Origin of the sequence: Erythrobacter sp. BLCC-B19 (assembly GCF_028621955.1) — a bacterium.
Taxonomy (GTDB): domain Bacteria; phylum Pseudomonadota; class Alphaproteobacteria; order Sphingomonadales; family Sphingomonadaceae; genus Erythrobacter.
Genome location: NZ_CP117516.1, coordinates 2,933,295 through 2,957,134 on the forward strand (window position 1 = coordinate 2,933,295; position 23,840 = coordinate 2,957,134).

General features: G+C 65.2%; 26 protein-coding genes. 8 read left to right on the forward strand and 18 right to left on the reverse strand.

Annotated elements, in window-relative coordinates:
- Complete coding sequence (locus tag PS060_RS13775; RefSeq protein WP_273983936.1) at positions 1–765, reverse strand: methyltransferase domain-containing protein; 765 nt, start codon at positions 763–765, stop codon at positions 1–3.
- Positions 766–820: 55 nt separating this feature from the next.
- Here PS060_RS13775 and PS060_RS13780 point away from each other — a divergent pair, with 55 nt between their 5' ends.
- The 4 genes from PS060_RS13780 to PS060_RS13795 all read left to right on the forward strand — a co-directional run bounded on the left by PS060_RS13780 (position 821) and on the right by PS060_RS13795 (position 4,646).
- Complete coding sequence (locus PS060_RS13780; protein WP_273983937.1) at positions 821–1,525, forward strand: ComF family protein; 705 nt, start codon at positions 821–823, stop codon at positions 1,523–1,525.
- Positions 1,526–1,901: 376 nt separating this feature from the next.
- A complete protein-coding gene (hisI, locus tag PS060_RS13785) occupies positions 1,902–2,297 on the forward strand; it encodes a phosphoribosyl-AMP cyclohydrolase (protein ID WP_273983938.1) in 396 nt (131 codons plus the stop codon).
- Positions 2,298–2,328: 31 nt separating this feature from the next.
- Positions 2,329–2,787, forward strand: coding sequence for a MerR family transcriptional regulator (locus tag PS060_RS13790; RefSeq protein ID WP_273983939.1), 459 nt, complete (start codon positions 2,329–2,331; stop codon positions 2,785–2,787).
- Between the two features lie 53 nt (positions 2,788–2,840).
- Positions 2,841–4,646 carry an acyl-CoA dehydrogenase C-terminal domain-containing protein gene (locus PS060_RS13795; RefSeq protein ID WP_273983940.1) on the forward strand — a complete coding sequence of 602 codons (1,806 nt, stop codon included), beginning with the start codon at positions 2,841–2,843 and terminating at the stop codon, positions 4,644–4,646.
- Positions 4,647–4,761: 115 nt separating this feature from the next.
- On the opposite strand, the gene PS060_RS13800 is transcribed toward PS060_RS13795, so the two are convergent.
- The 6 genes from PS060_RS13800 to tyrS form a co-directional block, all read right to left on the reverse strand.
- A complete protein-coding gene (locus PS060_RS13800; protein ID WP_273983941.1) occupies positions 4,762–5,283 on the reverse strand; it encodes a hypothetical protein in 522 nt (173 codons plus the stop codon).
- Between the two features lie 113 nt (positions 5,284–5,396).
- Entirely contained in the window at positions 5,397–6,101 is a 705-nt protein-coding gene (locus PS060_RS13805) for a dienelactone hydrolase family protein (protein ID WP_273986923.1), read from the reverse strand.
- Complete coding sequence (gene cysK / locus PS060_RS13810) at positions 6,101–7,021, reverse strand: cysteine synthase A (protein WP_273983943.1); 921 nt, start codon at positions 7,019–7,021, stop codon at positions 6,101–6,103. The genes PS060_RS13805 and cysK overlap by 1 nt, the downstream gene beginning before the upstream one ends.
- Complete coding sequence (locus tag PS060_RS13815; RefSeq protein ID WP_273983944.1) at positions 7,018–8,283, reverse strand: MFS transporter; 1,266 nt, start codon at positions 8,281–8,283, stop codon at positions 7,018–7,020. The genes cysK and PS060_RS13815 overlap by 4 nt, the downstream gene beginning before the upstream one ends.
- Positions 8,284–8,354: 71 nt before the next feature.
- Complete coding sequence (locus PS060_RS13820; protein WP_273986924.1) at positions 8,355–8,660, reverse strand: PilZ domain-containing protein; 306 nt, start codon at positions 8,658–8,660, stop codon at positions 8,355–8,357.
- A gap of 118 nt (positions 8,661–8,778) precedes the next feature.
- Complete coding sequence (gene tyrS / locus PS060_RS13825) at positions 8,779–10,008, reverse strand: tyrosine--tRNA ligase (RefSeq protein ID WP_273983946.1); 1,230 nt, start codon at positions 10,006–10,008, stop codon at positions 8,779–8,781.
- Positions 10,009–10,085: 77 nt separating this feature from the next.
- On the opposite strand from tyrS, the gene PS060_RS13830 reads away from it, so the two are divergent.
- Positions 10,086–10,601 (forward strand): DOMON-like domain-containing protein, encoded by a 516-nt coding sequence (locus PS060_RS13830; RefSeq protein WP_273983947.1) that lies wholly within the window; start codon positions 10,086–10,088, stop codon positions 10,599–10,601.
- Here the strand turns inward: PS060_RS13830 and PS060_RS13835 are convergent.
- The gene (locus PS060_RS13835) at positions 10,588–11,085 is read right to left on the reverse strand and encodes a TspO/MBR family protein (protein WP_273983948.1); all 498 of its coding nucleotides are present in this window, start codon (positions 11,083–11,085) and stop codon (positions 10,588–10,590) included. The genes PS060_RS13830 and PS060_RS13835 overlap by 14 nt on opposite strands.
- Positions 11,086–11,157: 72 nt before the next feature.
- Between PS060_RS13835 and PS060_RS13840 the strand changes: the two genes are divergently transcribed.
- Positions 11,158–12,357 carry an exo-beta-N-acetylmuramidase NamZ family protein gene (locus PS060_RS13840; protein WP_273983949.1) on the forward strand — a complete coding sequence of 400 codons (1,200 nt, stop codon included), beginning with the start codon at positions 11,158–11,160 and terminating at the stop codon, positions 12,355–12,357.
- Positions 12,358–12,463: 106 nt separating this feature from the next.
- Positions 12,464–13,756, forward strand: a complete 1,293-nt coding sequence (locus PS060_RS13845; RefSeq protein WP_273983950.1) for a spinster family MFS transporter — start codon at positions 12,464–12,466, stop codon at positions 13,754–13,756.
- Here the strand turns inward: PS060_RS13845 and PS060_RS13850 are convergent.
- Genes PS060_RS13850 through PS060_RS13860 form a run of 3 tightly spaced genes read right to left on the reverse strand, consistent with a single transcriptional unit; the run spans position 13,753 to position 16,585 of the window.
- Entirely contained in the window at positions 13,753–14,613 is an 861-nt protein-coding gene (locus PS060_RS13850; RefSeq protein WP_273983951.1) for a DUF817 domain-containing protein, read from the reverse strand. The two genes, PS060_RS13845 and PS060_RS13850, sit on opposite strands and share 4 nt — an antisense overlap.
- A gap of 9 nt (positions 14,614–14,622) precedes the next feature.
- Positions 14,623–15,396: a hypothetical protein gene (locus tag PS060_RS13855; protein ID WP_273983953.1), complete on the reverse strand. Its 774-nt coding sequence runs from the start codon at positions 15,394–15,396 to the stop codon at positions 14,623–14,625.
- 4 nt (positions 15,397–15,400) lie between these two features.
- Positions 15,401–16,585, reverse strand: a complete 1,185-nt coding sequence (locus tag PS060_RS13860) for a vWA domain-containing protein (RefSeq protein ID WP_273983954.1) — start codon at positions 16,583–16,585, stop codon at positions 15,401–15,403.
- Between the two features lie 135 nt (positions 16,586–16,720).
- Between PS060_RS13860 and PS060_RS13865 the strand changes: the two genes are divergently transcribed.
- Positions 16,721–18,121, forward strand: coding sequence for a methyl-accepting chemotaxis protein (locus PS060_RS13865; RefSeq protein WP_273983956.1), 1,401 nt, complete (start codon positions 16,721–16,723; stop codon positions 18,119–18,121).
- Between the two features lie 4 nt (positions 18,122–18,125).
- On the opposite strand, the gene PS060_RS13870 is transcribed toward PS060_RS13865, so the two are convergent.
- From PS060_RS13870 to PS060_RS13900, 7 genes are all read right to left on the reverse strand, one after another.
- The gene (locus PS060_RS13870; protein ID WP_273983957.1) at positions 18,126–19,268 is read right to left on the reverse strand and encodes a hypothetical protein; all 1,143 of its coding nucleotides are present in this window, start codon (positions 19,266–19,268) and stop codon (positions 18,126–18,128) included.
- Between the two features lie 39 nt (positions 19,269–19,307).
- Entirely contained in the window at positions 19,308–19,589 is a 282-nt protein-coding gene (locus PS060_RS13875; RefSeq protein ID WP_273983958.1) for a TM2 domain-containing protein, read from the reverse strand.
- Positions 19,590–19,668: 79 nt separating this feature from the next.
- Entirely contained in the window at positions 19,669–20,355 is a 687-nt protein-coding gene (locus PS060_RS13880) for a hypothetical protein (RefSeq protein ID WP_273983959.1), read from the reverse strand.
- A 24-nt stretch (positions 20,356–20,379) separates the two neighbouring features.
- Positions 20,380–21,237 carry an AAA family ATPase gene (locus PS060_RS13885; RefSeq protein WP_273983960.1) on the reverse strand — a complete coding sequence of 286 codons (858 nt, stop codon included), beginning with the start codon at positions 21,235–21,237 and terminating at the stop codon, positions 20,380–20,382.
- An 82-nt stretch (positions 21,238–21,319) separates the two neighbouring features.
- Entirely contained in the window at positions 21,320–22,624 is a 1,305-nt protein-coding gene (locus tag PS060_RS13890; RefSeq protein WP_273983962.1) for a serine hydrolase, read from the reverse strand.
- Positions 22,625–22,672: 48 nt separating this feature from the next.
- Entirely contained in the window at positions 22,673–23,248 is a 576-nt protein-coding gene (locus PS060_RS13895) for a hypothetical protein (protein ID WP_273983964.1), read from the reverse strand.
- Positions 23,245–23,766 carry an RNA polymerase sigma factor gene (locus PS060_RS13900; protein ID WP_273983966.1) on the reverse strand — a complete coding sequence of 174 codons (522 nt, stop codon included), beginning with the start codon at positions 23,764–23,766 and terminating at the stop codon, positions 23,245–23,247. The genes PS060_RS13895 and PS060_RS13900 overlap by 4 nt, the downstream gene beginning before the upstream one ends.
- Between the last annotated feature and the right edge of the window lie 74 nt (positions 23,767–23,840).

Below are 23,840 nucleotides of genomic sequence, written 5' to 3' on the forward strand. Positions count from 1 at the left end.
CTAAGTGCCGGCAAGGGATCGCCGCCCGGTGAGGGTGATGATCTCGAAGCTCTCGGTCACCTTCCCGTCGGCCTCGGCGCGGTCGGCAAAGGCGGTATGCGCGTGGGCAAGAGCGGCCTTCCCCAGAGGGGCGGCGGGTCTCGCCAGCGCATTGCCCAGCCCCTGATCGCGCAGGTCGCCAACCAGACGGGCGAGGCTGGAATAGCGCGCGACAAGCGTGTGGGTGTCGACCACGGGATCCTTCCATCCGGCGCGCTGGAGCAGGCCGGGCGCGGCGCGGGGATCGACCAGCGGGTGGATGCGGGCAGCCGGGCGATCCGGCTCGGCCGCCATCATGGTAGCGCGCAGGGCCGGAAGGCTCTGGCCGCCGATGAAGTGGGCGATAACCAGTCCCCCCGGTGCAAGTGCGTTGCGCAGATGAATAAGCGCGCCGGGCAGGTCATTGACCGAATCGAGCAAGCCCATGACCACGATCAGATCGAACCCGGACGTGGGATAGGGGGATTCCAGATCGAGCCCGGAAGCTTCGCTGACCGCGCCGCCCGCCGAACGCAATTGCGATGCGAGCGCTCCGGTCCAATCCCCCGCAACCAAGGAATATTCGGGTTGATGACGCAGGAATGCGAGGCGTTCGAGCGTGTCCTCGATCATGTCATCGGCGAGAAACCGCGCGGCGCCGGGCGCGTCAGCCCTATTGCGGGCGCGGGCGAATCGCGCAGCGCGGCGAGATGGGCTGAATATCGTCGGGATGGCAGGGGTATTCATCGACGTCGCCCTGCCGCGCTTGCCACTACAGTGCAAGCCGTGCGACACTGCGGTGATGGCAGTGGTCGCTCAACTTGCCCGCACCTTTGCTCCGGTGGTCGATTTGATCTATCCGCCGCGCTGTCCGGCGTGCGGTGAAGGGATCGCCCATCAAGCGGGGTTATGCCTCGATTGCTGGAGCAGTCTTGAGGTACCCGCCCATGGAGCGCCGTCAGGGCACGCGGTGCCGGTCTATGCCGCGACCTTCTACAACGAGACCTCGCGCAAGCTGGTTCTGGCTTACAAGCACGGCGGACGCATTGCACTGGCCCGACTTCTCGCGCAGCTGATGGCGGCGCGCTTGCCCGAACCTGTCGCTGGCGCATCGCTCCCGTTGCTGGTTCCCGTGCCGCTTCACCGTTGGCGATTGTGGAGCCGGGGGTTCAACCAGGCGGCACTCCTGGCGCGCGAGCTGGCCCGTTTGGGGAAGGGCGAGGCAGATGTCGCCGCGCTTGTCCGCCGTCGCCGTACACCGCACCTCGGTGGGCTTGGGCGTGACGCGCGTGATCGGGTGCTCACAGGGGCCATCCGGGTCAACCGGAGCAGCGCGGCCCGGCTCGCGGGGCGCGATATTGTGCTGGTGGATGATGTGTTGACCAGCGGCGCTACCAGCCGCGCCTGCATTGCTGCGCTTGAACAGGCCGGAGCAGCCTCGATCACGATTGCCTGCTTTGCCCGGGTGGAAGAAGGGCATCATCTTGGCCCAGCGCCGAAAACATAACGCCCGAGGCCTTTCGGCCCCGGGCGCCACGTGACGAAACGGTGCGGATCCGCCCTTGCAGGCCGAGGCAGCGACCCCCTAACTTCGCTGCCGGGATCCAGTCCCTATCGTTCAACCGGTCGCGCTGGCACCCCGCTGCCAGCCTGCGGTCCGGTCACCCCCTGAACCCGGCACCGGGCGGTGCCATTGTTCGGTGGAGAACCCCTTGCGAAGGCTCCGCAGGCTTTCTTCCACCGAGTTGCATAACGCGGAAGATGAATCCGTCAGGTGTGCGATTTTTTGTCACTCGCTGTTGTCTCATTGCAACAATCGTCGCAAGAGCACCGCGCCCGCGACATGATCTGGCGTGGTGTGAGGTTTTCATGGAGTTGCATTCGTGACGGATTCTCGTCTCACCCCCGAAGAGCTTGAAGGCGGCGTAGTGTTTGCGCCGAAGTTCGATTCGGCGGGTTTGCTGACCGCTGTGGTCGTCGATGCCGGTTCGGGCGACGTGCTGGTCGTGGCGCACATGAATGCCGAAGCGCTGGATGCGACATTGGCGAGCGGTGCTGTGCATTTCTGGTCACGTTCGCGGGGCAAGCTGTGGATGAAGGGGGAGACCTCGGGGCACGTGCTCAAGGTGCGCGAGATTCGCGTCGATTGCGACCAGGATGCGCTGCTGATCCGCGCCGAGCCGGCGGGGCCGACGTGCCACACCGGCGCGCGCTCGTGCTTCTATCGACAGATCGACACGCGCGAGGGAGAACCTGTGCTCAAGCGGATCGATACTTGACGCTCACGTAAACGTAAGGTAGGGCTGGGGCATGGCTACCGCTCCTGCACCCACCCCTGTCGATTCCGCCGCCGAACCGCGCCGCAACGGTGCGCATCTCGACCGGCCGGATGTTCACGAGCGTGAACAGTTCACCATCTCCGACCTGACTTCGGAATTCGGCTGCACCGCCCGCGCGCTGCGCTTCTATGAGGACGAAGGGCTCATCAGCCCGGCACGCGTCGGCCTCACGCGGGTCTATTCCAAGCGTGATCGCGCGCGGCTCGCATGGATCATGCGTGCCAAGAATGTCGGCTTCTCGCTCACGGAAATCCGCGAGATGATCGACCTCTACGACCTTGACGATGGGCGCGTCGAACAGCGCCGCGTCACGATCGAGAAATGCCGCGCGCATATCGCCAAGCTCAAGGCGCAGCGCGATGACATCGATTCGTCGATCAACGAACTTACTGATTTCGTCGCTGAAATCGAAAAGCTCGACCTGCGCTGACGCGTCAGGTTCAACCCCGCACAACCACGTCTGCACACCAGAGGGATCATCCGATGCCGACCTATACCGCGCCCACCCGTGACACGCGTTTCATCGTCAACGAAGTGCTCGACCTTGCCAGCTACGGCAATCTGCCGGGCTTCGAGAATGCCACCCCCGACATGATCGACACGGTCATCAACGAGGCGGGCAAGTTCTGCGCCGAGGTGCTCGCGCCGATCAATCAGGCGGGCGACGAGCATGGCTGCACCCGCCATGAAGACGGCTCGGTCACCACCCCGCCGGGCTTCAAGGAAGCTTATCAGGCCTATGTCGAAAGCGGTTGGGGCACGCTCGGCCAGCCGGTCGAATATGGCGGGCAGGGGCTTCCCCATGTCCTGAGCTTCGCGCTGGAGGAGTTCAGCGGCACCGCCAATCAGGCCTTCGCGATGTATCCCGGCCTTACCGCGGGCGCGATCTCGGCGATCCTTGCCAAGGGTTCGGACGAGCAGAAGGCGACCTTCGTGCCCAAGATGATCTCGGGCGAGTGGTCGGGCACGATGAACCTCACCGAGCCGCATTGCGGCACCGATCTCGGCATGATCCGCACCAAGGCCGTGCCGAACGGCGATGGCACCTATGCGATCACCGGCACCAAGATCTTCATCTCGGCCGGCGAGCATGACCTCACCAGCAACATCATCCACCTGGTGCTGGCCAAGACCCCGGGCGCCCCTGACAGCACCAAGGGCATTTCGCTGTTCATCGTGCCCAAGTTCCTGCTCGACGAGAACGGCAATCCGGGTGTGCGCAATGGCGTGACCTGCGGTTCGATCGAGAAGAAGATGGGCATCCACGGCAACGCCACCTGCCTGCTCAACTACGACGGCGCCACGGGCTACATGGTGGGCGAGGAAAACAAGGGTCTCGCGGCCATGTTCATCATGATGAACGCCGCGCGCCTTGGCGTCGGCATCCAGGGCTATGCCCAGGCCGAAGTCGCCTATCAGAACGCGGTGAGCTACGCGCTCGATCGCCGTCAGGGCCGCGCGCTGACCGGACCGGCTGACCCTGCCGCCAAGGCCGATCCGATCTTCGTCCACCCCGACGTGCGGCGGATGCTGATGGACGCCAAGGTCTTCACCGAAGCCATGCGCGCGCTGTGCCTGTGGGGCGCGCTTCAGGTCGATCTGGCTCACAAGGCCCAGACCGCCGAAGAGCGCGAACTGGCCGATCTGCTGATCGGGCTGATGACCCCGGTGATCAAGGGCTATGGCACCGACAAGGGCTATGACATCGCCAACAACATGCAGCAGATCTTCGGCGGCCACGGCTATGTGCGCGAGTGGGGCATGGAGCAGTTCGTGCGCGATAGCCGGATCGCGATGATCTACGAAGGCGCCAACGGCGTGCAGGCGATGGACCTGTGCGGCCGCAAGCTGGCTGCGGGGGGCGGCAAGGCGATCCAGGCATTCTTCGCCATGATCGACGAGGAAGTGGCCTCGGCCAAGCAGGACGAGGTGCTGAAGCCCATCGCCGAACGGCTCGAAAAGGCGCTCGGCGAGCAGAAGGCGGCGACCATGTGGTTCATGCAGAACGCGATGGCGAACCCCAACCATCTCGGCGCGGGCGCGCATCACTATATGCACATCATGGGCATCGTGACGCTCGGCCACTTCTGGCTGAAGATGGCCAAGGTGGCGCAGGCCAAGCTGGTTGAAGGCACGGACGAGACGGCCTTCTACGAAGCCAAGCTGGTTTCGGCCAACTACTACGCCGAACGCTTCCTGCCCGATGCCGGCGCGCTGCGCCGCAAGCTGGAGGCGGGCAGCGAATACATGATGAAGCTTCCGGCAGAGGCTTTCGCCACGGCTGCCTGATCCTCGCGGATTTCCGCAAAAGGGGCACATTTCGCGGGTCGCCATGCGTCGGCATGGCGGCCCGTGTTGCATCTTGGCCGCCGCGCAGATGATCGTCGCGCGCTAGCCTCTCGGCCTAGTCGAGCCGCCCCATCATCCGCTGCGATCCGCCCTTGACCTTGAGGCTGGCCGCCGATGCGGCAGCGGGGCGCTCCCACATGCTGGCCGAACGGGCCGATGCGACCCGCGGCCGAGCCGGGGCGGCGGGCTTGGCCGGTGCAGCGACGGCCGGGGCGGGGGGCGCTTCGGGCTCGGGTTCGGGTTCGGGCTCGGGTGCCGCCGCGACCACCGGTTCAGGTGCGGGCGGCGGCGGGGGAGCGGCGACCGGAGCGGGTGCGGGCGCGGCCACCACTGGGAGAGGCGCAGGCGGTGCCACGGGAGCAGCTGCCGCCGCAGCCGCAGCGGCCGCCGCTTCAGCCTCAGCCGCGCCATTGAGGATCTTTTCAGCCACTTCCTCGATCGAACCGACCACCAGCAGCGGTTGCCCGCCGATGATTCCAACGCTCGTCTGGCCATTCTCGGCGGTGCGCAGCCACGCCACGTTCTCGGCAACGACGAGGTAATTGCCCCCGCGCGATTCGAGCTTGATGAACTTCATGCGGCCAATTCCCGATCAGAACCCCGTCAAAAAAAGGGGTGCGAACCTCTCGCTTAGCCGCGGGCGAGTTAAGGAATCGGTCTATGCCGCGTGTTTTGACCTGCGGAAATTGCTTAGCTTTGCGCCGGAGCCACAACGTCGATCAGCCCCATCAGCGCTGTCCATGACTGCTGATCGGCAAGCCGATGATAGGCCGAATTGGGCCTGCGATCAGGGGTCAGCGGGTTGGTGAAGCCATGCTCGACCCCGGCGAACGACAGGAAATGCCAGTCCGCGCCGACTGCGTCCATTTCCTCCCAAAAGGCGATCACGTCTGCCCGCGGCACCAGCGAATCGGCATCGCCGTGACAAACCAGCAGGCGCGGTGCGATGGGGTTGGTGGCGGGCAGAGGGGTTGTGAGCAGCCCATGAAAGCTCGCCGCCAGCGCCAGATCGGCTCCGTCGCGCGCCAGTTCCAGCACGGCCATCCCGCCGAGACAGAAGCCGATGGCAATCTGCGGCAGGCCTGGGGCCAAGTCGGCCAGCGTTTCGAGCGTCGCCCGCAGTCGCCGCCGCATCGCCAGCGGATCGGCGCGCAGGCGCCCCATCGCGCCGACCGCGCTGTCGAAGTCGTGCGGGGCATCCGGGCCATAGAAATCGGCGATAAAGGCGACGCACCCCGCCTCGGCCAGCGCAGCCGCTTTGGCCTCGACACCGGGCGAGGTGTTCATAAAGGTCGGATAGACCGCCACCGCCGCCCGCGCCGGGCCAGCGGGCCGCGCCAGCCATCCGGTCAGCGCGATCTCGCCATCGGCATAGTCGACCCGTTCGAGCGCCATCACTCGACCGGCAGGAAGTCAGGCACCGACAGGTAACGCTCGCCGGTATCATAATTGAACCCGAGCACACGGCTGCCCGCGGGCAGATCGGCAAGCTTGCTGGCGATAGCGGCCAGCGTCGCGCCGGAGGAAATGCCAACCAGCATCCCTTCCTCGCGTGCGGCGCGGCGGGCCATTTCCTTGGCGTCCTCGGCATCGACCGTGATCGCCCCGTCAATCGCCGCCGTGTGGAGGTTGCCGGGAATGAAGCCTGCGCCGATCCCCTGGATCGGATGCGGGCCGGGCTGGCCGCCGTTGATGACGGGCGAAAGCGCGGGCTCGACCCCATAGGCCTTCATCGCGGGCCAGTGCTTCTTCAGCTCCTCGGCGCAGCCCGTCAGGTGCCCGCCGGTGCCGACCCCGGTGATCAGCGCGTCAATCGGCGAATCGGCGAAGTCGGCAAGGATTTCCTGCGCGGTGGTGCGGGCGTGAACAGCCGGATTGGCGGCATTGTCGAACTGGCTGGGCATCCACGCGCCCTGGGTCTGCGCGACCAGTTCCTGCGCTCGCTCGATCGCGCCGCGCATCCCCTTTTCGCGCGGGGTGAGGTCGAAGCTCGCGCCATAGGCGAGCATCAACCGGCGGCGCTCAACCGACATCGATTCGGGCATCACCAGCACCAGGCGATAGCCCTTTACCGCCGCGACCATTGCAAGGCCGATCCCGGTGTTGCCCGAGGTCGGCTCGACGATCGTGCCGCCCGGTTTCAAGGCGCCGCGCGCCTCGGCGTCCTCGACCATGGCGAGCGCGATCCGGTCCTTGATCGAACCGCCGGGATTGCCGCGCTCGGACTTCACCCAGACTTCGTGATCGGGGAACATCCGGGCAAGGCGGATATGCGGCGTGCCGCCGATGGTGGCGAGGATGTTGTCAGCCTTCATGTCGATACCTCTTTCTTGAGCTCCTGCGGCTCGAAGCTGCGGGCGCGGCGCAGTTCGGGGAAATACCACGCCCAGACCAATGTCACGACTATCGCACCCATGCCGCCGAATACAACCGCGCCAACAGCGCCCAGCAAGGCGGCCGCGAGGCCCGACTGCATTTCGCCCAGCTCGTTCGAGGCCGAAATCGCCAGCCCCGAAATCGCCGACACGCGCCCGCGCTTGTCATCCGGGGTGAACAGCTGGACGAGCGAGCTGCGGATGAAGACCGAGACCATGTCGACCGCGCCCATCAGCGCGAGGATCGCCAGCGACAGGGCAAAGCTGCGCGAGAAGGCAAAGACGACCGTCAGCGCTCCGAACGCCGCAACCGCCCAGAGCATCTTGACCCCGACCTCGCGCTGTAACGGACGGAAGGACAGGAACAGCGCCACGCTGGCCGCGCCCAATGCCGGGGCGGCGCGCATCAGTCCCAGGCCTTCGGGCCCGACGAAAAGGATGTCGCGCGCAAACACCGGCAGCAAGGCGGTCGCCCCCGCCAGCAGCACCGCGAACAGATCGAGCGTGATGCAGCCCAGCAGAAACCGCTCGCGCCAGACATAGACCATGCCTTCCGCGATCTGCTTCAGCGGCTTGAGGCGCGGCCCATCCTGCTTGGCGCGGATCGGGCGCACGGTCAGGATCAGGAGCATCGAGCAGGCGAGCAACCCCGCCGAAAGCGCATGGGGCAGCCATTCGCTCTGCGCAAAGATCAGCCCGCCCACCGCAGGGCCGACCACCGTGGCCGACTGCCAAGCGATCGATGAGAGCGCGATCGCGCGCGGCAGCAGGGCGGGGCCGACGATATTGGGCGCAATCGCGCTCATCGAAGGGCCGACGAAGACGCGCGCAGCACCATGTCCGGCGGCGAGCAGGAACAAGGCGGGCAGGGTCAGCGCATCGGCCCAGGTCATCACCGCCAGCACCACCGCCACCAACCCGTCGATCCCATTGGCAAATGCGGCAACGTGGCGACGGTCGAACCGGTCGGCGGCAAGACCCGCTACCGGGGTCAGCACAAACAGCGCTACAAATTGCGCAAGACCCAGCAAGCCCAGTTGAAACGACGCTTCGGCAACGCTCATCCCGTAATCGTCGCGCGCCACGGCATAGAGCTGGTAGCCCAGCAGCACCACCATCGACATGGTGGCAAACACGCCCATGAAGCGTGCCAGCCAGTAGCGGCGGTAATCGCCGATCTGAAGCGGAGAGGTCGGTTCCATTGCGACCGCGCCATGGCAGCACGCGGGCGCGCTGCCAAGCAGGCGAAACTTGTGTGGCTGTCAGTTTGGCTTCAGCGTGGGCGGCGCAGGCGCGGGTTGGGCTGGAGCTGGTCGATGATCGACACGAAATCGTCGAGTCGGATGATCCGCTCGAACTGGAATCCCGCCCGGCTGTCGCGCGTCCAGATCACATAGGCCTCGATCCGCCCCACCACCGGCAGGCGGATGATGATGCGGTCGCCGCGCTGGAGCTGGCTGGCATTGTCGACCATGAAGCCATGGGCCGAAAGGTTGCAGACGTGCAGGTGCAGGTCGCCGTGGACGAAGTGCTCGACGATTGCCGGAAAGTCGACCGGATGCCGCGCCGCGCGCCGCATATCGGTCACACTGAGGTTAGCTCCACCCGTCGTCACGCGTTGCGATCCTTGCCTCTCTGAGGGTTACCCGTCGGGGATGCCGCAGAAAGGCTGACAATTGGTAAAGGCGGACGCGAACCTAGCGGGTTATCAGCGCGTGACGCTTCTTTCCGAGGCTGAGCCGCAAGGTCTGGCCCTCCGCCGGGCACACCAGTTGCGCAGGGTCGGTGACAGTCTCGCCCTCCAGCTTGACCGCGCCCTCCGCCAGTTTGCGCTTCGCCTCGCCGCCTGATGCTGTGAGGCCGATCGCGGTGAGCAGGGCGGCAAGGCGCATCCCGTCCGCCCCGACCGAGAGCGTCGGCAGGTCTTCGCCGGCGCCGCTTCCGGCAAAGGTCTCGCGCGCCGTCGCCTCGGCCCGGGTCGCGGCATCCTCGCCGCGCACGAGTTTTGTCACTTCATTGGCGAGCACCACCTTGGCGGCGTTGATCTCAGCACCTTCAAGGGCTTCGAGGCGATTAATCTCATCGAGTGGCAAGTCCGTGAACAGGCGCAGGAAGCGGCCCACATCGGCATCGTCGACATTGCGCCAATATTGCCAGAAGTCGTAGGCGGGCAGCTGGGCTTCGTTGAGCCAGACTGCACCCGACGCGGTCTTGCCCATCTTGGCGCCGCTCGCGGTGGTCAGCAGCGGGGTGGTAAGCCCGAACAACTCGCGCCCGTCCATCCGGCGGCCCAGTTCGATCCCGTTGACGATATTGCCCCACTGATCCGACCCACCCATCTGCAAGCGAACATCAAGTTCCTTGGACAAGTGCCTGAAATCGTATCCTTGCAGGATCATGTAATTGAATTCGAGAAAGGTCATCGGCTGTTCGCGCTCGAGCCGCAGCTTGACCGAATCAAAGGTCAGCATCCGGTTGACGGTGAAGTGCGTGCCGACTTCCTGGAGCAGTTGGATATAGCCCAGCTTGCCCAGCCAATCATGGTTGTTCACCATCACGGCATCGGTCGGCCCATCGCCGAATTTCAACAGCTTGTCGAACACTGTGAAGATCGACTGGACGTTGGCTTCGATCGTCTCGTCGGTGAGCATCTTGCGGCTCTCGTCGCGCCCCGTCGGATCGCCGATCCGGGTCGTGCCGCCGCCCATCAGGACGATCGGCTTGTGCCCGGTCTGCTGCAACCGGCGCAGCATCATGATCTGCACGAGGCTGCCGATGTGCAGGGACGGCGCGGTTGCATCAAACCCGATATAGCCCGGCACGACCTGCTTGGCAGCGAGGGCATCGAGGCCTGCCGCGTCGGTCAGCTGGTGAATGTAGCCCCGCTCGTCGAGCAGGCGCAGGAGATCGGACTGATAGGTGCTCATGGGGTGCGCCCCTAACAGGCGCGGGCCACGACGGGAAGTGGCTTGCCGATCCCGTTGCGGGTCGGCACACAGGCGCGATGCACCCGCTGATGCTCCATGTCGCCTGCGACCTCGGCCCGATCCGCGCCGTCGCTGCTTCGGTCACCGCGACGCCGCAGGGCTGCGCGGCGGAGTTTCGGCTCGACGGGCATATTCCGGCGATTGTCCTGCCCCCCGCCGCCACGCCCGGACGGCGCGACAATCTGTGGCAGACGACCTGCTTCGAGATTTTCTGGCAGCCTCTGGGCGGCACCGCCTATCGCGAGTTCAACCTTTCGCCCTCGGGCCAATGGGCGGCCTACGACTTCACATCCTTCCGCGAAGGGATGGCAGATGCGCCGGTGGATGCCATTGCCATCGCCTGCTCCCATGACGGGGACGGCCTGATCCTTCGCGCCAGCATCGCCGCCGACTTGCCCGATCCCGCGCAGGTCGCGCTCAATGCGATTGTCGAGCACGCCGACGGCGGCAAGCAATACTGGGCGCTCGCCTTCCCGCCCGGCAAGCCCGAGTTCCACTCCGAAGCCAACCGCGCGCTGATTATCGAGCGCTAGCTTCGCGCCCGAAGGGACGGTTGAGCTGCACGATCTTCCAGTTGAGAACGAAGGCAAAGCTGACCCAGATGAAGTAGGGCACGTTGAGCCAGCCTGCGAAACTGTTGCCCGCAAGTCGGGGCAGCACCACCATCAGGCCCACCACCGATAGCCACAGCAGCACGTTCTCGGCGAGCGCCCAGTCGGGACGCTTCCATTTGAAGAACAGCGGCGACCACAGGAAGTGGAGCACGAAATTGGCGCCGAACAGCGCGCACACCCCGGCGCGCGCGGCGGGCGAGGGTGCCTGCGTCAAACCGATGTAGAAGCTCCAGCCCGCAAGGCCGAGGATCACTGTCCAAGCCGGGCCGAACAGCCAGTCGGGCGGTTGCCAGGGGGGCTTGCGCAGCTGGCGATACCACGGCCCGATCTCGGTCAGGGCGCCTCCCGCGCCGCCGAGGATGATAGCCCAAGCGGCGGCGATAAGGGCGTTGGTGTTGTCCATGCCACTGGATATAGGCACAACCTGCCCAATTGCCATTGCCTTTGCTGAAGGGCTGCGCCACCCCTTGCGGCCATGAAGAACGGCATCGACCGGCTGCTGGCCGACCCTGAACTCCTCCGCCAACTCAAGGGCCGCCGTGTGGCGCTGGTCGCCCACCCTGCCAGCGTGACGTCAGATCTCACGCACAGCCTCGATGCGCTGATTGCCGCAGGGGTGCAGGTCAACAGTGCCTTCGGCCCCCAGCATGGCCTCAAGGGTGACAAGCAGGACAACATGGTCGAGACCGCGGACGAGATGGATCCGCGCTACGGCATCCCGATCTTCTCGCTTTATGGCGAGGTGCGCCGCCCCACAGGTCAGATGATGTCGAGCGCCGATGTGTTCCTGTTCGACCTGCAGGACCTAGGCTGCCGGATCTATACCTTCGTCACCACCCTGCTGTATTTGCTGGAGGAAGCGGCCAAGGCGGGCAAGGAAGTCTGGGTGCTCGATCGCCCCAATCCTGCCGGGCGCCCGGTGGAGGGCACGCTGCTGGTGCCGGGGCAGGAGAGCTTCGTTGGCGCCGCTCCGATGCCGATGCGCCACGGCCTCACTATGGGGGAGATGGGCCACTGGTTCATCGAACATTTCGGTCTCGACGTCGCCTACAAGGTGGTGGCGATGGAGGGGTGGCGTCCGGACGAGGCTGACGGCTTTGGCTGGCCGGCGTCACGCATCTGGATCAATCCTTCACCCAATGCCGCCAACCTCAACATGGCGCGCAGCTATGCCGGGACAGTTATGCTTGAAGGCACGACGCTGTCCGAAGGGCGGGGCACCACCCGCCCTCTGGAAGTGCTGTTCGGCGCGCCCGATGTCGATGCGGGCGGGGTGCTCAAGGTGATGAGGAAGCTTGCGCCGGACTGGCTTGCGGGCGCTGCATTGCGGGAATGCTGGTTTGAACCGACCTTCCACAAGCACTCAGGAAAGCTCTGCAATGCTCTGATGATTCACGCAGAAGGTGAATTCTACCATCACGCTACCTTCCGCCCCTGGCGGCTTCAGGCGCTGGCCTTCAAGGCGATCCGCACGCTCTATCCGGATTATCCGCTGTGGCGTGACTTCCCTTACGAATACGAACTGACCCGTTTGGCGATTGACGTCATCAACGGCGGGCCATCCTTGCGCGAATGGGTCGATGATCCGGCGGCGAGCCCGCATGATCTTGACGTCATGGCGTCACATGACGAGGCCGCGTGGGTCGCCGCGGTCAGACCGCATCTGCTCTACTGACTGACGTCAGATCTGAGCCTTCGGGGTCGCAACGCCCCGACACAGACACAAGAATGATCAGGCGACGGACCGCCAGCAAAGGGCGGCCGATGGGAGAGAGAACATCATGGCAAGCATCGCCCCCGGCGCATCTGCGGCGCAACCGGTCAGGCTGACCTTGTGGTTGCTGCTGACGGTCTATGTCTTCAATTTCATCGACCGCCAGATCGTCAACATTCTGGCCGAGCCGATCGCCCGCGATCTTGACCTCAGCGACACCCAGATCGGGCTGATGACGGGGCTCGCCTTCGCCCTGTTCTACACCGTCCTCGGCATCCCCATCGCAAGGCTGGCCGACCGGCCGACCACCCACCGTCCGCGCCTGATCGCCCTGGCGCTGGCGGTGTGGTCGGGGATGACAGCGCTGTGCGGGGTGGCGCAGAATTTCTGGCAATTGCTGCTCGCCCGCATCGGGGTGGGGGTGGGCGAGGCAGGTTGCACGCCGCCTGCCCATTCGCTGATCAGCGACATGGTGCCGCCCGACAAGCGCGCATCGGCGCTGGCGTTCTATTCGCTCGGCATCCCGATCGGCTCGCTGCTCGGCATGGTGATCGGCGGCTTGCTGGCCGACTATCTCGGATGGCGCGAGGCCTTCGTGGTGGTGGGGCTTCCCGGCGTCACGCTGGCTCTGGTGGTGTGGTTCGTGCTCAAAGACCCGCGCCGCTCTGACGCTGCGGCAATCCTCCAGGCCAAGGCCGCTGCACCCGCGCTCCCCTTGCGGCAGGCGCTGGCCGAGGTGATGGGATCGCGCGCCTACATCCTGCTGGTATGCGCCGGATCGGGCGCGGCGTTCCTGTCCTATGGCAAGACCACCTGGACCACGATCTTCTTCCAGCGCACCCATGAGCTGACGGCGGGGCAGACCGGACTGTGGTTCGGGATCATCGGCGGGGTGGGGGGCATCCTCGGCACCTGGCTGGGCGGCTACCTCGCGGACCGCTACGGCGCGACGAACCGCCGCCATGTGCTGACCGCCCCTGCGGTGGGCATGGCGCTGGCCATACCGCTCGCCATTGCCGCCTATCACGCACCGAACTGGCCGCTGGCGCTGGTGCTGATCTTCCTGCCGCAGGTGTTCAACTCGCTCTATTACGGGCCGTGCTATTCGGCGGCGCAAGGCCTTGTCCCGATCCGCGCACGGGCGATTGCGGCCGCCGCGCTGCTGTTCTTCCAGAACCTCATCGGCCTTGGGCTGGGGCCGCTGTTCTTCGGGGTGCTGTCGGATGTGCTGGAGCCCACCTACGGGGCGGAATCGGTGCGCTATGTGCTCTATGGTGCCGCGGTGCTGGGACTGGTGCCGGCGTTCTTCTTCTGGCGGTGCAGCCTGCACCTTGACCGCGAGCTGGACCAGAAGGACTAATCCGGCGCGCGCACGGGCTGCACCAGCGTCACCAGCACGAAGCTGATCAGCATCAGCAGATACCAGCTGCCATATTTGGCGAGGCTGACCATGCGCCATTCCTGCTCCTGCCCCGGATAGCTCCAGGCCTGCGCGAAGGTGCCGATGTTCTCGGCGAACCAGATGAACAGCGCCACAAGGCCGAAGCCGACCAGCAGCGGCATCCAGCGATGCACCCGCCAGTTCCTGAAGTGGACGCGGGTGCGCCAGAAGATCGCTGCCGTGGCGGCAAACAGCCCCCAGCGGATGTCCCACACGTAATGGTGGGTGAAGAAGTTGACGTAGATCGCCGCCGCCAGCGCCCAGGTCATCCAAGCGGGCGGATAGGCGGTGAAGCGGAAGTCGAAGATCCGCCACACCCGCGCGATGTAGCTGCCGACGGCGGCATACATGAACCCCGAGAACAGCGGCACCGCGCCGATGTGGAGCACGCTCGCTTCAGGGTAAATCCATGATCCGGCCTGCGTCTTGAACAGCTCCATCACCGTGCCGACGACGTGGAAGATCAGGATCACCCGCGCCTCGCGCCATGTTTCAAGCCGGAAGGCGAGCATCCCGGCCTGAATGGCGATGGCGGCGAGCGTCAGGAAGTCATAACGGTGGAGCGGCGCACTGTCGGGGTAGAACAGGTGAGTTCCCAGCAAGAGCGCCAGCAGCAAGCCGCCGAACAGGCAGGCCCAGCCCTGCTTGAAGCCGAACAGCAGAAATTCATACAGCCACAGCCGCCAGCCCGTGCCGGGATCGAACGCTTCCAGCCTGACGCGGACCGCCTCGAAGCGGGTGTGGCGGGCGGAAGCCGGGCCTGAAGGCGTGCTCAAACGGCCTTCCTACTCATCCGGGCCAGAACCATCATCAGGCGCCCCCATCCAGTGCGCCTCTTGGGGCAGCGGTGTCCGCAAGCTCACGGCCCATTTCTTGCCCCCGATTTCGACCGCCCCGCGCGCCATTCGGGTTTGCAGGAAAGCCAGCAGCGCATCCTTGTCGCGGATCGGGATGAACAGGCTGTAGCTGTCACCGCGCTTGACCGTCGCCGGATGATCGAGCCCCGGCCACTCGGCAGGCCAGATGATCGAAGCCTCTGGCGCATACTCGTAGGGCCAGATCATCACCTCGATCGCCTCCGGCTCCCATGCCTCGGCATTGGGGTTCTGGTATTCGCGCAGCAGGGTAATCATGCCCAGAAGCTTGTCACTGGCTCCGCCCCGCGTGCGATGCCGTGATGTCGCGCCATAGGCCACCACCGCCAGCTGATCGCGGAAGTCGATGATGATGGACGAAGGCTGATCCGTGGCACTGGTATAGTCAGTGTAGTCCTTGATCCCGGCGAGGTTCACCTTTGCGGCCAACGCGGCGCTGTCGGCCGCTGGAAGGGTCGCCGCCCGATAACCCGCATCGGACCGATAGATCACCGTCCCGTCGTCATAGAGGACAAATCGCGGGGAATCCGACCCGATCACCATCGCCCAGGGATCGGTCTCGATATAGACGATCACTGGCGCGGCATCGGGTGCGGGCGGATTGGCCATGACAGCCGCGGACATTGCGACAAGGATTGTCAGCAGCAGCGCGCCGAATGATCGGGCAAGTGTAGCGAGGCTCAAGGCCTCAAGCTCCGTGCTTCCGCGACAGCTCCCGCATCGCGTCATCCAGCCCTTCGAGAGTCAGCGGATACATCCGGTCGCTGACCAGCTGCTTGATCATCTTGGTCGACTGCGAATAGCCCCACTGCTTTTCCGGCACCGGGTTGAGCCACACGGTCGCGGGGTAGGTGTTGGCGACGCGCTGGAGCCAGACTGCGCCCGCTTCCTCGTTCATGTGCTCGACGCTGCCGCCCGGATGGGTGATCTCGTAGGGGCTCATCGCCGCGTCGCCCACGAACACGATCTTGTAGTCGTGCCCGTATTTGTGGAGCACGTCCCAGGTCTTGGTGCGTTCCTGCCAGCGGCGCTTGTTGTCCTTCCACACGCCTTCGTAGAGGCAGTTGTGGAAGTAGAAGAATTCGAGGTTCTTGAACTCCGCCGTGGCGGCGCTGAACAGCTCCTCGACCAGCTTGATGAAGGGATCCATCGACCCGCCGACATCAAGGAACAGCAGCAGTTTGACGGCATTGCGCCGTTCAGGCCGCATCTTGATGTCGAGCCAGCCCTGCTTGGCCGTGCCGTCGATGGTGCCCTGAATGTCGAGCTCGTCCGCCGCGCCCTCGCGGGCGAAACGGCGCAGGCGGCGCAAGGCCATCTTGATGTTGCGGGTGCCAAGCTCCTTGGTGTTGTCGAGGTTCTTGAACTCGCGCTTTTCCCAGACCTTGATCGCCTTGCCGTGGCGGGCCTCGCCGCCGATGCGCACGCCTTCGGGGTTGTAGCCGGAGTTGCCGAAAGGGCTGGTGCCCCCGGTGCCGACCCACTTGTTGCCGCCCTGGTGGCGCTTTTCCTGTTCTTCGAGCCGCTTCTTGAGCGTCTCCATGATCTCGTCCCAGTCGCCCAGCGACTTGATCTTCTCCATCTCCTCAGGGTTCAGGAACTTCTCGGCGACGGCCTTGAGCCAGTCTTCGGGGATGTCGACGGGGTTCTGGCCGTAATCGGTCATGATCCCCTTGAAGACCTTCTGGAACACCTGATCGAACCGGTCGAGCAGGCCTTCATCCTTCACAAAGGTGGCGCGGGAGAGGTAGTAGAACGCCTCGGGCGTCTGCTCGATGACGTCCTTGTCGAGCGCCTCCAGCAGCGTGAGGTGCTCCTTGAACGAGGCACCGATTCCGGCGGCCCGCAGCTCGTCGACGAAATTGAAGAACATGGGCCACGCTTAACCCGCGTGCGCGGGCCTGACCAGCCCCCATTCTTGCGAGGGGAAAAAGCCAAAGTTTAACCCTTAACTTACCATCCCCCGCCTAGGGTGCGCCCGCAGACACAACAGGGCCGCGAACCGCACATGAACAGCCTCGCCATCGATACCGCCAATGCCCATGCGCTGGGGATGATTCCAGAGAGCTGCGGCGCGGTGACCGTGGGGTGCACCGATGTGGCCGGCGTGGTCGAAGCGGTGATCGCATCGTCCAAGGCGCTGCGGTCTGAGCACGAGGCGCTATCAGAGACAGTGCGCGCGCTGGAAGCCGATCAGACCAAGGTGGCCGAAGCCTCCGACGAGGCGCGCCTCTTGTCCGAACGCGCGATCGAGCGGCTGAATGAAGGCACGGCGCTGATCCAGTCCTCGCTCGGCCAGATTGCCTCGCTGATCGAACTGGTCGACACCCTCGGCCAGCACGTCACCAGCTTTTCGGCGGCCATGGAACAGGTGCGCCGCTCGGCGCAGGACATCGACAATATCGCCGAGACAACAAACATCCTCGCACTGAACGCCACGATCGAGGCGATGCGGGCAGGGGACGCGGGCCGCACCTTCGCGGTGGTCGCGGCCGAAGTGAAGAGCCTTGCCAGCGACACCCGCAAGGCGACCGAGGAAATCGCCGCGACCATCGACGCGCTCGGCGGCGAGGCGGAAGTGGTGATCGGGCGGATCGAGGCCGGCGCCAAGGCCAGCGGTGAGGCCCGGGCGAGCGTCGCGCGGATCGAGAGCAGCCTCGCCAATGTCGGCGCGCTGGTCGAGGAGGTCGACAAGCAGAACGACGTCATCGCCCGTTCGACCGGCACGATCAGCGGCCATGTCGACAAGGTGCAGCGCGTGCTGACCAGCTATGACGCGGCCTCACGGGTCAATGAAGACCGGCTCCACGGCGCACATCGCAAGATGGAAGAGCTGGAGATCACCGCCTCGGAAATGTTCGACCGCATTGTCCACGCCGGCCTCTCGCCCGAGGACAGCGCGATGGTGGCGCAGGCACAGGCGATGATGCAGGAACTCAGCCAGCATACCGAGGCCGCGCTTGCCAAGGGCGCGATCAGCATGGCGGCGCTGTTCGATACTGATTACCAGCCGATCCCCGGCACCAACCCGCAGCTGTTCCGCACCCGCCTGACCGATTGGGCTCATGCCGAGTGGCGGCCGTTCCTTGACCGGGCCAAGGCTGGTGACAGCCGTGTGCTGGCCGCGGCCTGCACCGACATGAACGGCTTCCTGCCGACCCATCTCACCGAACGCAGCCGCACCCCCACGGGTGACATCAACCACGACACCCAGTTCTGCCGCAACGGGCGCATCATGCTCGAAGCGGTGGACCGCAAGGCCAAGGTCTCGACGGCGCCCTACATGATGGCGGTCTATCGCCAGGAAGGCGACGGCGAGAGCTACTATGTGGTGCGCAACGTCTATGTCCCGCTGGTGATCGGCGGCAAGCGCTGGGGTGATTTCGAGCTGGCCTACAGCTTCGACTGAGAGGCTATTCGGCCTGGACGTTGATGGTCGGGCCTTTGCCTCCGGGCATCAACCCGGCTGAAAACACCACCCCGACCTTGCCGGGCAGGCCCATGGCCTGTTCGGGCGAGGGGAGAGCGGCAAAGGGCGGATAGACCTGCTCGGTCACCCCGTCCGACTGACGCACGGTGAACCCGCGCGACGGCTTCATCAGCGGCCCGAGATCATAAGGGGCGACCGTCAGGCTCGTGCCGGTGTCTCCGAAGGCGATCAGATAGCCTTCAACGGCGTCGCCGCGGCGATAGATGCCATATTGCGGGACCGAGGCCGGGTCGCGGCAGAACGGCACCTCGGGCGCGGCGGCTTGGGCCGGGGCTTCGTCGTCCTGCTTGCCAAGTTCAACCCCCAGCAGCCCGCCGAAGATGATCGTGCTGGTCATGTCCAGCTCTATCATCTTGGCCTTCTTGCCCGGCTTCATCGGCGCGGCGCAATTGGCGATCTCGGCAAAAGGCGGGGCGGGCTGGGTGGCGGCGGGCAGGGTGAGCGCGGCGACGAATTCGCTCATGCGCGCTTCCATCGCCGCCACATCCATCGTGCGCGAGCTCATCCGCAGCTTCACCAGCCAGCCATCATGGAGATAGATCGCAAGACCGCTGGCGCTGAGATCGTTCTTCACCGGCGTGACGATCCTGAGGCCGCTGTTGTCGCCGGCCCCATTGGGGGGCGTGAAGCGCGCGACCTTGATCGTGGCGAGATCGACTTCGCCGAGCATCGGATTGGCGAACATCCCCGCCGCCGCGCGGTCGCCCCAGACGGCAACCGAGGCAGGGGCAGCGCGGTAAATGAAGAGATCGGCCCAGCTTCCCGAGGCATTGTCGCGGAAGTTGATCCCGATATTGTAGCCGTCCTGATCGAACTGCTTGCTGCCGGTGCGCTGGAAGCCTGCCAGCGTTCCGGGCAGGGTCAGGCCGCTGCGATCATGGCTCCAGGTCGGCACCGCGCGCTCCATCGGCACGGGCGGAGGCGGGGCCGGAGGCGCGGAATTGTCCTGCGCCCCAAGCGGCGCGCCAAGCCCGGCCAGAAGTCCGACCGATGCAACGAAGTGTCTGAATTTGGCCATGATGATCCCGCTCCCCTGATGCCCGCGATCATAGATCATCGCGTTCATCAGGCAAGAGCAGACCCGCGCGACGATGCGCCCGTCAGATCAGAACCAGGGCTTGTGCCCCTGCACATAGATGGCGTTGAAGTCCGCCTCGGACTTGGTGAGGTAGAGGATCGCCTCGATCAGGCACACCACACCGATGATCATCAGCGGGATGATCCCGATCAGAACCAGCGTGAACAGATAGCTGAGGAACGTGCCCACCAGCAGAATGACGCCTTCCTTGGTATAGCCAAGGTAGAACTTGTGAATACCGAGCGTGCCCAGAAACAGGGCCAGCAGGCCGGCAGCAATGGGCGACTTCGGATAGGCAGGCTGATTCATGATGTGATCCCCCTCATCAATGTGATGAAAGGGCTATCCGATGCGGGGCGGGGTAACAAGCGCTGATGTCACGCAATCTTCAGCTGACAGGGCGGTAGAGCCTACTCGCCGCGTGGGCCGCCATGGCCATCCAGCCGAGCCCGATCAGCGATGTCGAGGTCGGCGCAAATCCGAAGGGATCGAGGAAGCCCGGCACGAACAGCAGTGCCGCCGGAAGGGACAGGGCTGCCAGCACATAGCGGCGCAGCACGATGAACGCCCATGCCGCCCCGCCGCAACTGGCCGCCAGCAGACCGAACTTGGTCCACACCGGAAGGGGCAGGATCGCCATTGCGCCAACCGCATCAGACCCGGCGGCGAAGTTGTCGACAATGCCGAACATGATGGCATTTTCGACTGCATCGGCAAGCGCGGCGAGCACCCCCATCCATCCCAAGGCCCACCAATAGGCGCGCCCGGTCTCCCGCGCGATGCCGGCGAAGAAGCTCAGCGTCAGCAGACCGTAGGCCGGCATCAGCAGGTAATCGAGCCGATTGCCGGTGGTCATGCCCTCAATCCGAGCTGCGCGCAGCGGGTCACCGGCCTCGCCGAAAATGTGGCGCAGGTGGTCGGGCGTGTTGGCGAATTCCAGCAGCAAGACCGGACGGATCGTGCTGCCGGGAAGTGGGATCGCCAGTTCAGCCGGGAAGAACCCCTGCATCACGCCAAGAATGGCGAGCGTCAGGCCGAACAGCAGCAGCGTCAGCCGATGATCGCCCAGCTTCACCCGCTGCGTCTCAGCTCGGCCAAATCAGCTCGGATTCCGCCGGGCCATGAAGGCGAGGCGTTCGAACAGCATGATGTCCTGCTCGTTCTTGAGCAGCGCGCCGTGGAGCGGCGGGATGGCGCTGGCCGGGTTGCTGTTCTGCAGCACGTCGAGCGGCATATCCTCGTTCAGCAGCAGCTTGAGCCAGTCGAGCAGCTCGCTGGTCGAGGGCTTCTTCTTGAGGCCCGGCACTTCGCGCAGGTCGTAGAAGATATCCATCGCCTTCTTCACCAGCGTCTTCTGGATGCCGGGGAAGTGGACGTCGATGATGTCCTGCATCGTCTCGCGGTCGGGGAACATGATGTAGTGGAAGAAACACCGGCGCAGGAAGGCGTCGGGCAGTTCCTTCTCGTTGTTCGAGGTGATGACGACGATCGGGCGCTCCTTGGCCTCGATCCGCTCCTGCGTTTCATAAACGTCGAAGCTCATGCGATCGAGTTCCTGCAGCAGGTCGTTCGGGAACTCGATGTCGGCCTTGTCGATCTCGTCGATCAGCAGGACGGGCAACTGGGGCGAGGTGAAGGCTTCCCACAGCTTGCCCTTCTTGATGTAGTTGCGGATGTCGTGGACGCGCTCTTCGCCGAGCTGGCCATCGCGCAGGCGGGCGACCGCATCATATTCATAGAGGCCTTGCTGGGCCTTGGTGGTCGACTTGATGTTCCACTCGATCAGCGGAGCGCCCAAGGCCTTCGAGATTTCATGCGCCAGCACGGTCTTGCCGGTGCCGGGCTCGCCCTTGACCAGCAGCGGGCGGCGCAGGGTGACGGCGGCATTGACCGCGACCTTGAGGTCTTCGGTCGCAATATAGGACTTGGTGCCTTCGAAACGCTGCTGCTCTGCCATGGGTTTTCCTGTGAGACTGATTTTTCGGCGGCCAGCGATAAGGGGGCGCAGGCCGGTGCGCAAGGGGGAGGGGGCTGGCAAATCAGCGAGGCAGGAGGAGGATGCGCTGGGCAATCGCTTCGAGCTTGCCTTCGTCCACCACCGCCGCCGCATTGTTCCAGCCCAGCGTCAGCACCCAGTCGCGGCCCTGCTTGTCGGTGAGCAGCCAGGTGAGGTTGAGCACGCCGGGCTCGCTGCCGCCTTTATAGCCGATATAGCGCCAATTGGCCTTTATCGCGTCAGTCGCGGAGGGGTTGATCGCCATGATGTCGAACACCTTGGGATCGGCGGTCTTGCGCATATAGGCGAAGAGCTTGGCCAGATCGGCGGGCGAGGCGAACCATTCGATGTCGAGCGCCTTGGGGCCATTGGCGAAGGCGGCGTTGATTGTGTCGAGAGATGGGTCTGCTTCCGCCGCTTGCACGACTTCGATGGCGTTTTGCTTGCGCGGATCGCCACTTCGCCAATCGGCAATGGTCGGGGCATCGCTGGCCTTGAGGATGAATAGCTGTTTGGTCGTCAGGAACGGATCGTTCGCCCCCGGATCGCTGTGACCGCTGTCCTTCATCAGCTTGAGGATGCGCGGTTTGCCCAGCACCGCGATCAGCTGGTCGGTCGCGGTGTTGTCGCTGATCGAGATCATCAGGCTGGCGAGGGTGTGTAGCGTCACCGGCGACCCCTCGGGCCAGTTCTGGAGCTGTCCGCTGGGGTAGCTCTTTTCTGTCAGCGGCACGACGTCAGTCCACTTGCGCCGCCCCGCCTTCACATCCTCGGCGAGCGCGGCCAGGACGTAGAGTTTGAAGGTCGATCCCAGCGCGAGGCGCGTGTCGGCATTGCGGCTGATCACGGACGTGCCGCCAAGCGGGGCGAACAATGCGTTCACCTCGCCGGGCAGGGCCGCAAGGTCGGCAGCGATGGCGGCGGGGGTGTCGCCTGCCACGGCAACGGCGTCGATCGAGGTGAAGCGCAATTCGTTGATGCGGTTGTCCTCGGACGGCGAAATCGCCAGCCCGCCCTTGGCCAGCCCGCGCTCGAACCGGATTTCGAGCGCGGCGCGGGTGCCGTCGCGGGGATTGAGCAGCGCCACCTCCACCGCCCGCCCGAACTGTGCGGTGAAGCTGGCCGAGAGCGCGCGGATCTGATCGTCGGCGACAGCGGCGCGGAAACCGTCGGTGAAGATGTCGGCGGGTTCGACACTGGCATTGAGCAGCGCCACCACCTGATCGGCGCGGGTCTCCAGCGCGGTGCGGGCGGCGGCTGGGGCCTCGGGCGCGGGCTGGGCGAAAGCCTGCGGCGGCGGCGTCAGCGCCAGCACAGCCAGCAAAGCAAGCACCAAGAGGCGGGGCATGGCAATCCTCCAGCAGTTATGGTCCGGGAAACTAGCCGATTTCCTCGATCACGCCAGCGCATCGAGCGCATCGAGCTGGCGCTTCAGCCCGCGCGCGGCCAGCAGGTTGAGCAGCGCAATCGCGGCGAAGATGCCGAAGGTGATCGCGGCGGGCCCGGCGATGCCCGACAGGGCCGTGCGCCAGCCTGCGACCTCGGCCACGCCTGCGGCCACGCTTGCATAGAGCAGCGCGCAGCCGGGGATCAGCGGTCCGACATACCACACAGGAACCGCGCGCAGTGCCGCGTATTGCCGCGCATATTGGCGGCGCAGGTGCGCAAGGCAGGGCTCTTCCGGCAGGCGTTCGACATTCCCGGCGCGGCGCGCGAGGTTGCGCAGGATCACCAGCGTGCCGCCGACGATCAGCGCCAGCGACAAGGCGATCAGCCCTTCGCCCTTGATCGCGGCACCGACCGACGCGGCGCCGAACAGGACGATCACCAGCGCCCCGGCGGCATATTCGATCCCGTTGCGGATCCGGACCCGGCGGGCGAACCGGTCTGCCCGCCGCGAACATTCGGCAGGGACGGTAAAGGCGGCATCGGGGGCTGTGTCGCACCACTGGGGCAGCGGAGGGGTGGTCATGGGGTATCTCCTGTTTCGGGGCGCTGGAAATGGCTCGCCAGCAGCGCCTTGATGCGGTGCACGCGGACATTGACCGCGCCTGCGGACAGCCCGGTGATCTCGGCAATCGCGGCGGCACTTTCGCCTTCGAGCCACAGCACGATCACCTGCATATCCACTGGCGGCAGACGACGGATCAGCGCGGCAACCTGCGCCAGCACCAGCGCCTCGCCCGCCTCGGCTTCGATGTTGCCGGGCGAGGGCAGAGCCTCGATCTCTTCCAGCGGAACGCGCTTCGGCCCACGCGCCGCCCGCGCGACGTGATCGGCGGCGACGTTGTGGGCGACACGGTAAACCCAGGTCTTGAGACTGCACTGCCCCGCAAACCGCGCGAGGCTGGTCCACAGCGCGCAGTGCATTTCCTGTTCGAGATCGCGCGCCTTGTCCCGATCACGCTCGACCGAGCGGGCGAGACGCGACAGCGCGGGGGCGAATTGCCGCCCGGCCTCGGCATAGAGATGTTCGATCGCTTCGGTCATGCCCCCTTAGTCGCCATCGGCGCGGGGTTCTTACAAAGCGGGCGCGATTTTTCTGCCGAGGCGCAGATGCAAGG

Bases quoted from the DNA above. Each gene is read 5' to 3' on its own strand.
- PS060_RS13775 (WP_273983936.1), bottom strand. From the start codon at position 765: ATGAATACCCCTGCCATCCCGACGATATTCAGCCCATCTCGCCGCGCT.
- PS060_RS13780 (WP_273983937.1), top strand. From the start codon at position 821: ATGGCAGTGGTCGCTCAACTTGCCCGCACCTTTGCTCCGGTGGTCGAT.
- PS060_RS13790 (WP_273983939.1), top strand. From the start codon at position 2,329: ATGGCTACCGCTCCTGCACCCACCCCTGTCGATTCCGCCGCCGAACCG.
- PS060_RS13795 (WP_273983940.1), top strand. From the start codon at position 2,841: ATGCCGACCTATACCGCGCCCACCCGTGACACGCGTTTCATCGTCAAC.
- PS060_RS13800 (WP_273983941.1), bottom strand. From the start codon at position 5,283: ATGAAGTTCATCAAGCTCGAATCGCGCGGGGGCAATTACCTCGTCGTT.
- PS060_RS13805 (WP_273986923.1), bottom strand. From the start codon at position 6,101: ATGGCGCTCGAACGGGTCGACTATGCCGATGGCGAGATCGCGCTGACC.
- cysK (WP_273983943.1), bottom strand. From the start codon at position 7,021: ATGAAGGCTGACAACATCCTCGCCACCATCGGCGGCACGCCGCATATC.
- PS060_RS13815 (WP_273983944.1), bottom strand. From the start codon at position 8,283: ATGGAACCGACCTCTCCGCTTCAGATCGGCGATTACCGCCGCTACTGG.
- PS060_RS13820 (WP_273986924.1), bottom strand. From the start codon at position 8,660: ATGCGGCGCGCGGCGCGGCATCCGGTCGACTTTCCGGCAATCGTCGAG.
- tyrS (WP_273983946.1), bottom strand. From the start codon at position 10,008: ATGAGCACCTATCAGTCCGATCTCCTGCGCCTGCTCGACGAGCGGGGC.
- PS060_RS13830 (WP_273983947.1), top strand. From the start codon at position 10,086: ATGCACCCGCTGATGCTCCATGTCGCCTGCGACCTCGGCCCGATCCGC.
- PS060_RS13835 (WP_273983948.1), bottom strand. From the start codon at position 11,085: ATGGACAACACCAACGCCCTTATCGCCGCCGCTTGGGCTATCATCCTC.
- PS060_RS13840 (WP_273983949.1), top strand. From the start codon at position 11,158: ATGAAGAACGGCATCGACCGGCTGCTGGCCGACCCTGAACTCCTCCGC.
- PS060_RS13845 (WP_273983950.1), top strand. From the start codon at position 12,464: ATGGCAAGCATCGCCCCCGGCGCATCTGCGGCGCAACCGGTCAGGCTG.
- PS060_RS13860 (WP_273983954.1), bottom strand. From the start codon at position 16,585: ATGTTCTTCAATTTCGTCGACGAGCTGCGGGCCGCCGGAATCGGTGCC.
- PS060_RS13865 (WP_273983956.1), top strand. From the start codon at position 16,721: ATGAACAGCCTCGCCATCGATACCGCCAATGCCCATGCGCTGGGGATG.
- PS060_RS13870 (WP_273983957.1), bottom strand. From the start codon at position 19,268: ATGAACGCGATGATCTATGATCGCGGGCATCAGGGGAGCGGGATCATC.
- PS060_RS13875 (WP_273983958.1), bottom strand. From the start codon at position 19,589: ATGAATCAGCCTGCCTATCCGAAGTCGCCCATTGCTGCCGGCCTGCTG.
- PS060_RS13885 (WP_273983960.1), bottom strand. From the start codon at position 21,237: ATGGCAGAGCAGCAGCGTTTCGAAGGCACCAAGTCCTATATTGCGACC.
- PS060_RS13890 (WP_273983962.1), bottom strand. From the start codon at position 22,624: ATGCCCCGCCTCTTGGTGCTTGCTTTGCTGGCTGTGCTGGCGCTGACG.
- PS060_RS13895 (WP_273983964.1), bottom strand. From the start codon at position 23,248: ATGACCACCCCTCCGCTGCCCCAGTGGTGCGACACAGCCCCCGATGCC.
- PS060_RS13900 (WP_273983966.1), bottom strand. From the start codon at position 23,766: ATGACCGAAGCGATCGAACATCTCTATGCCGAGGCCGGGCGGCAATTC.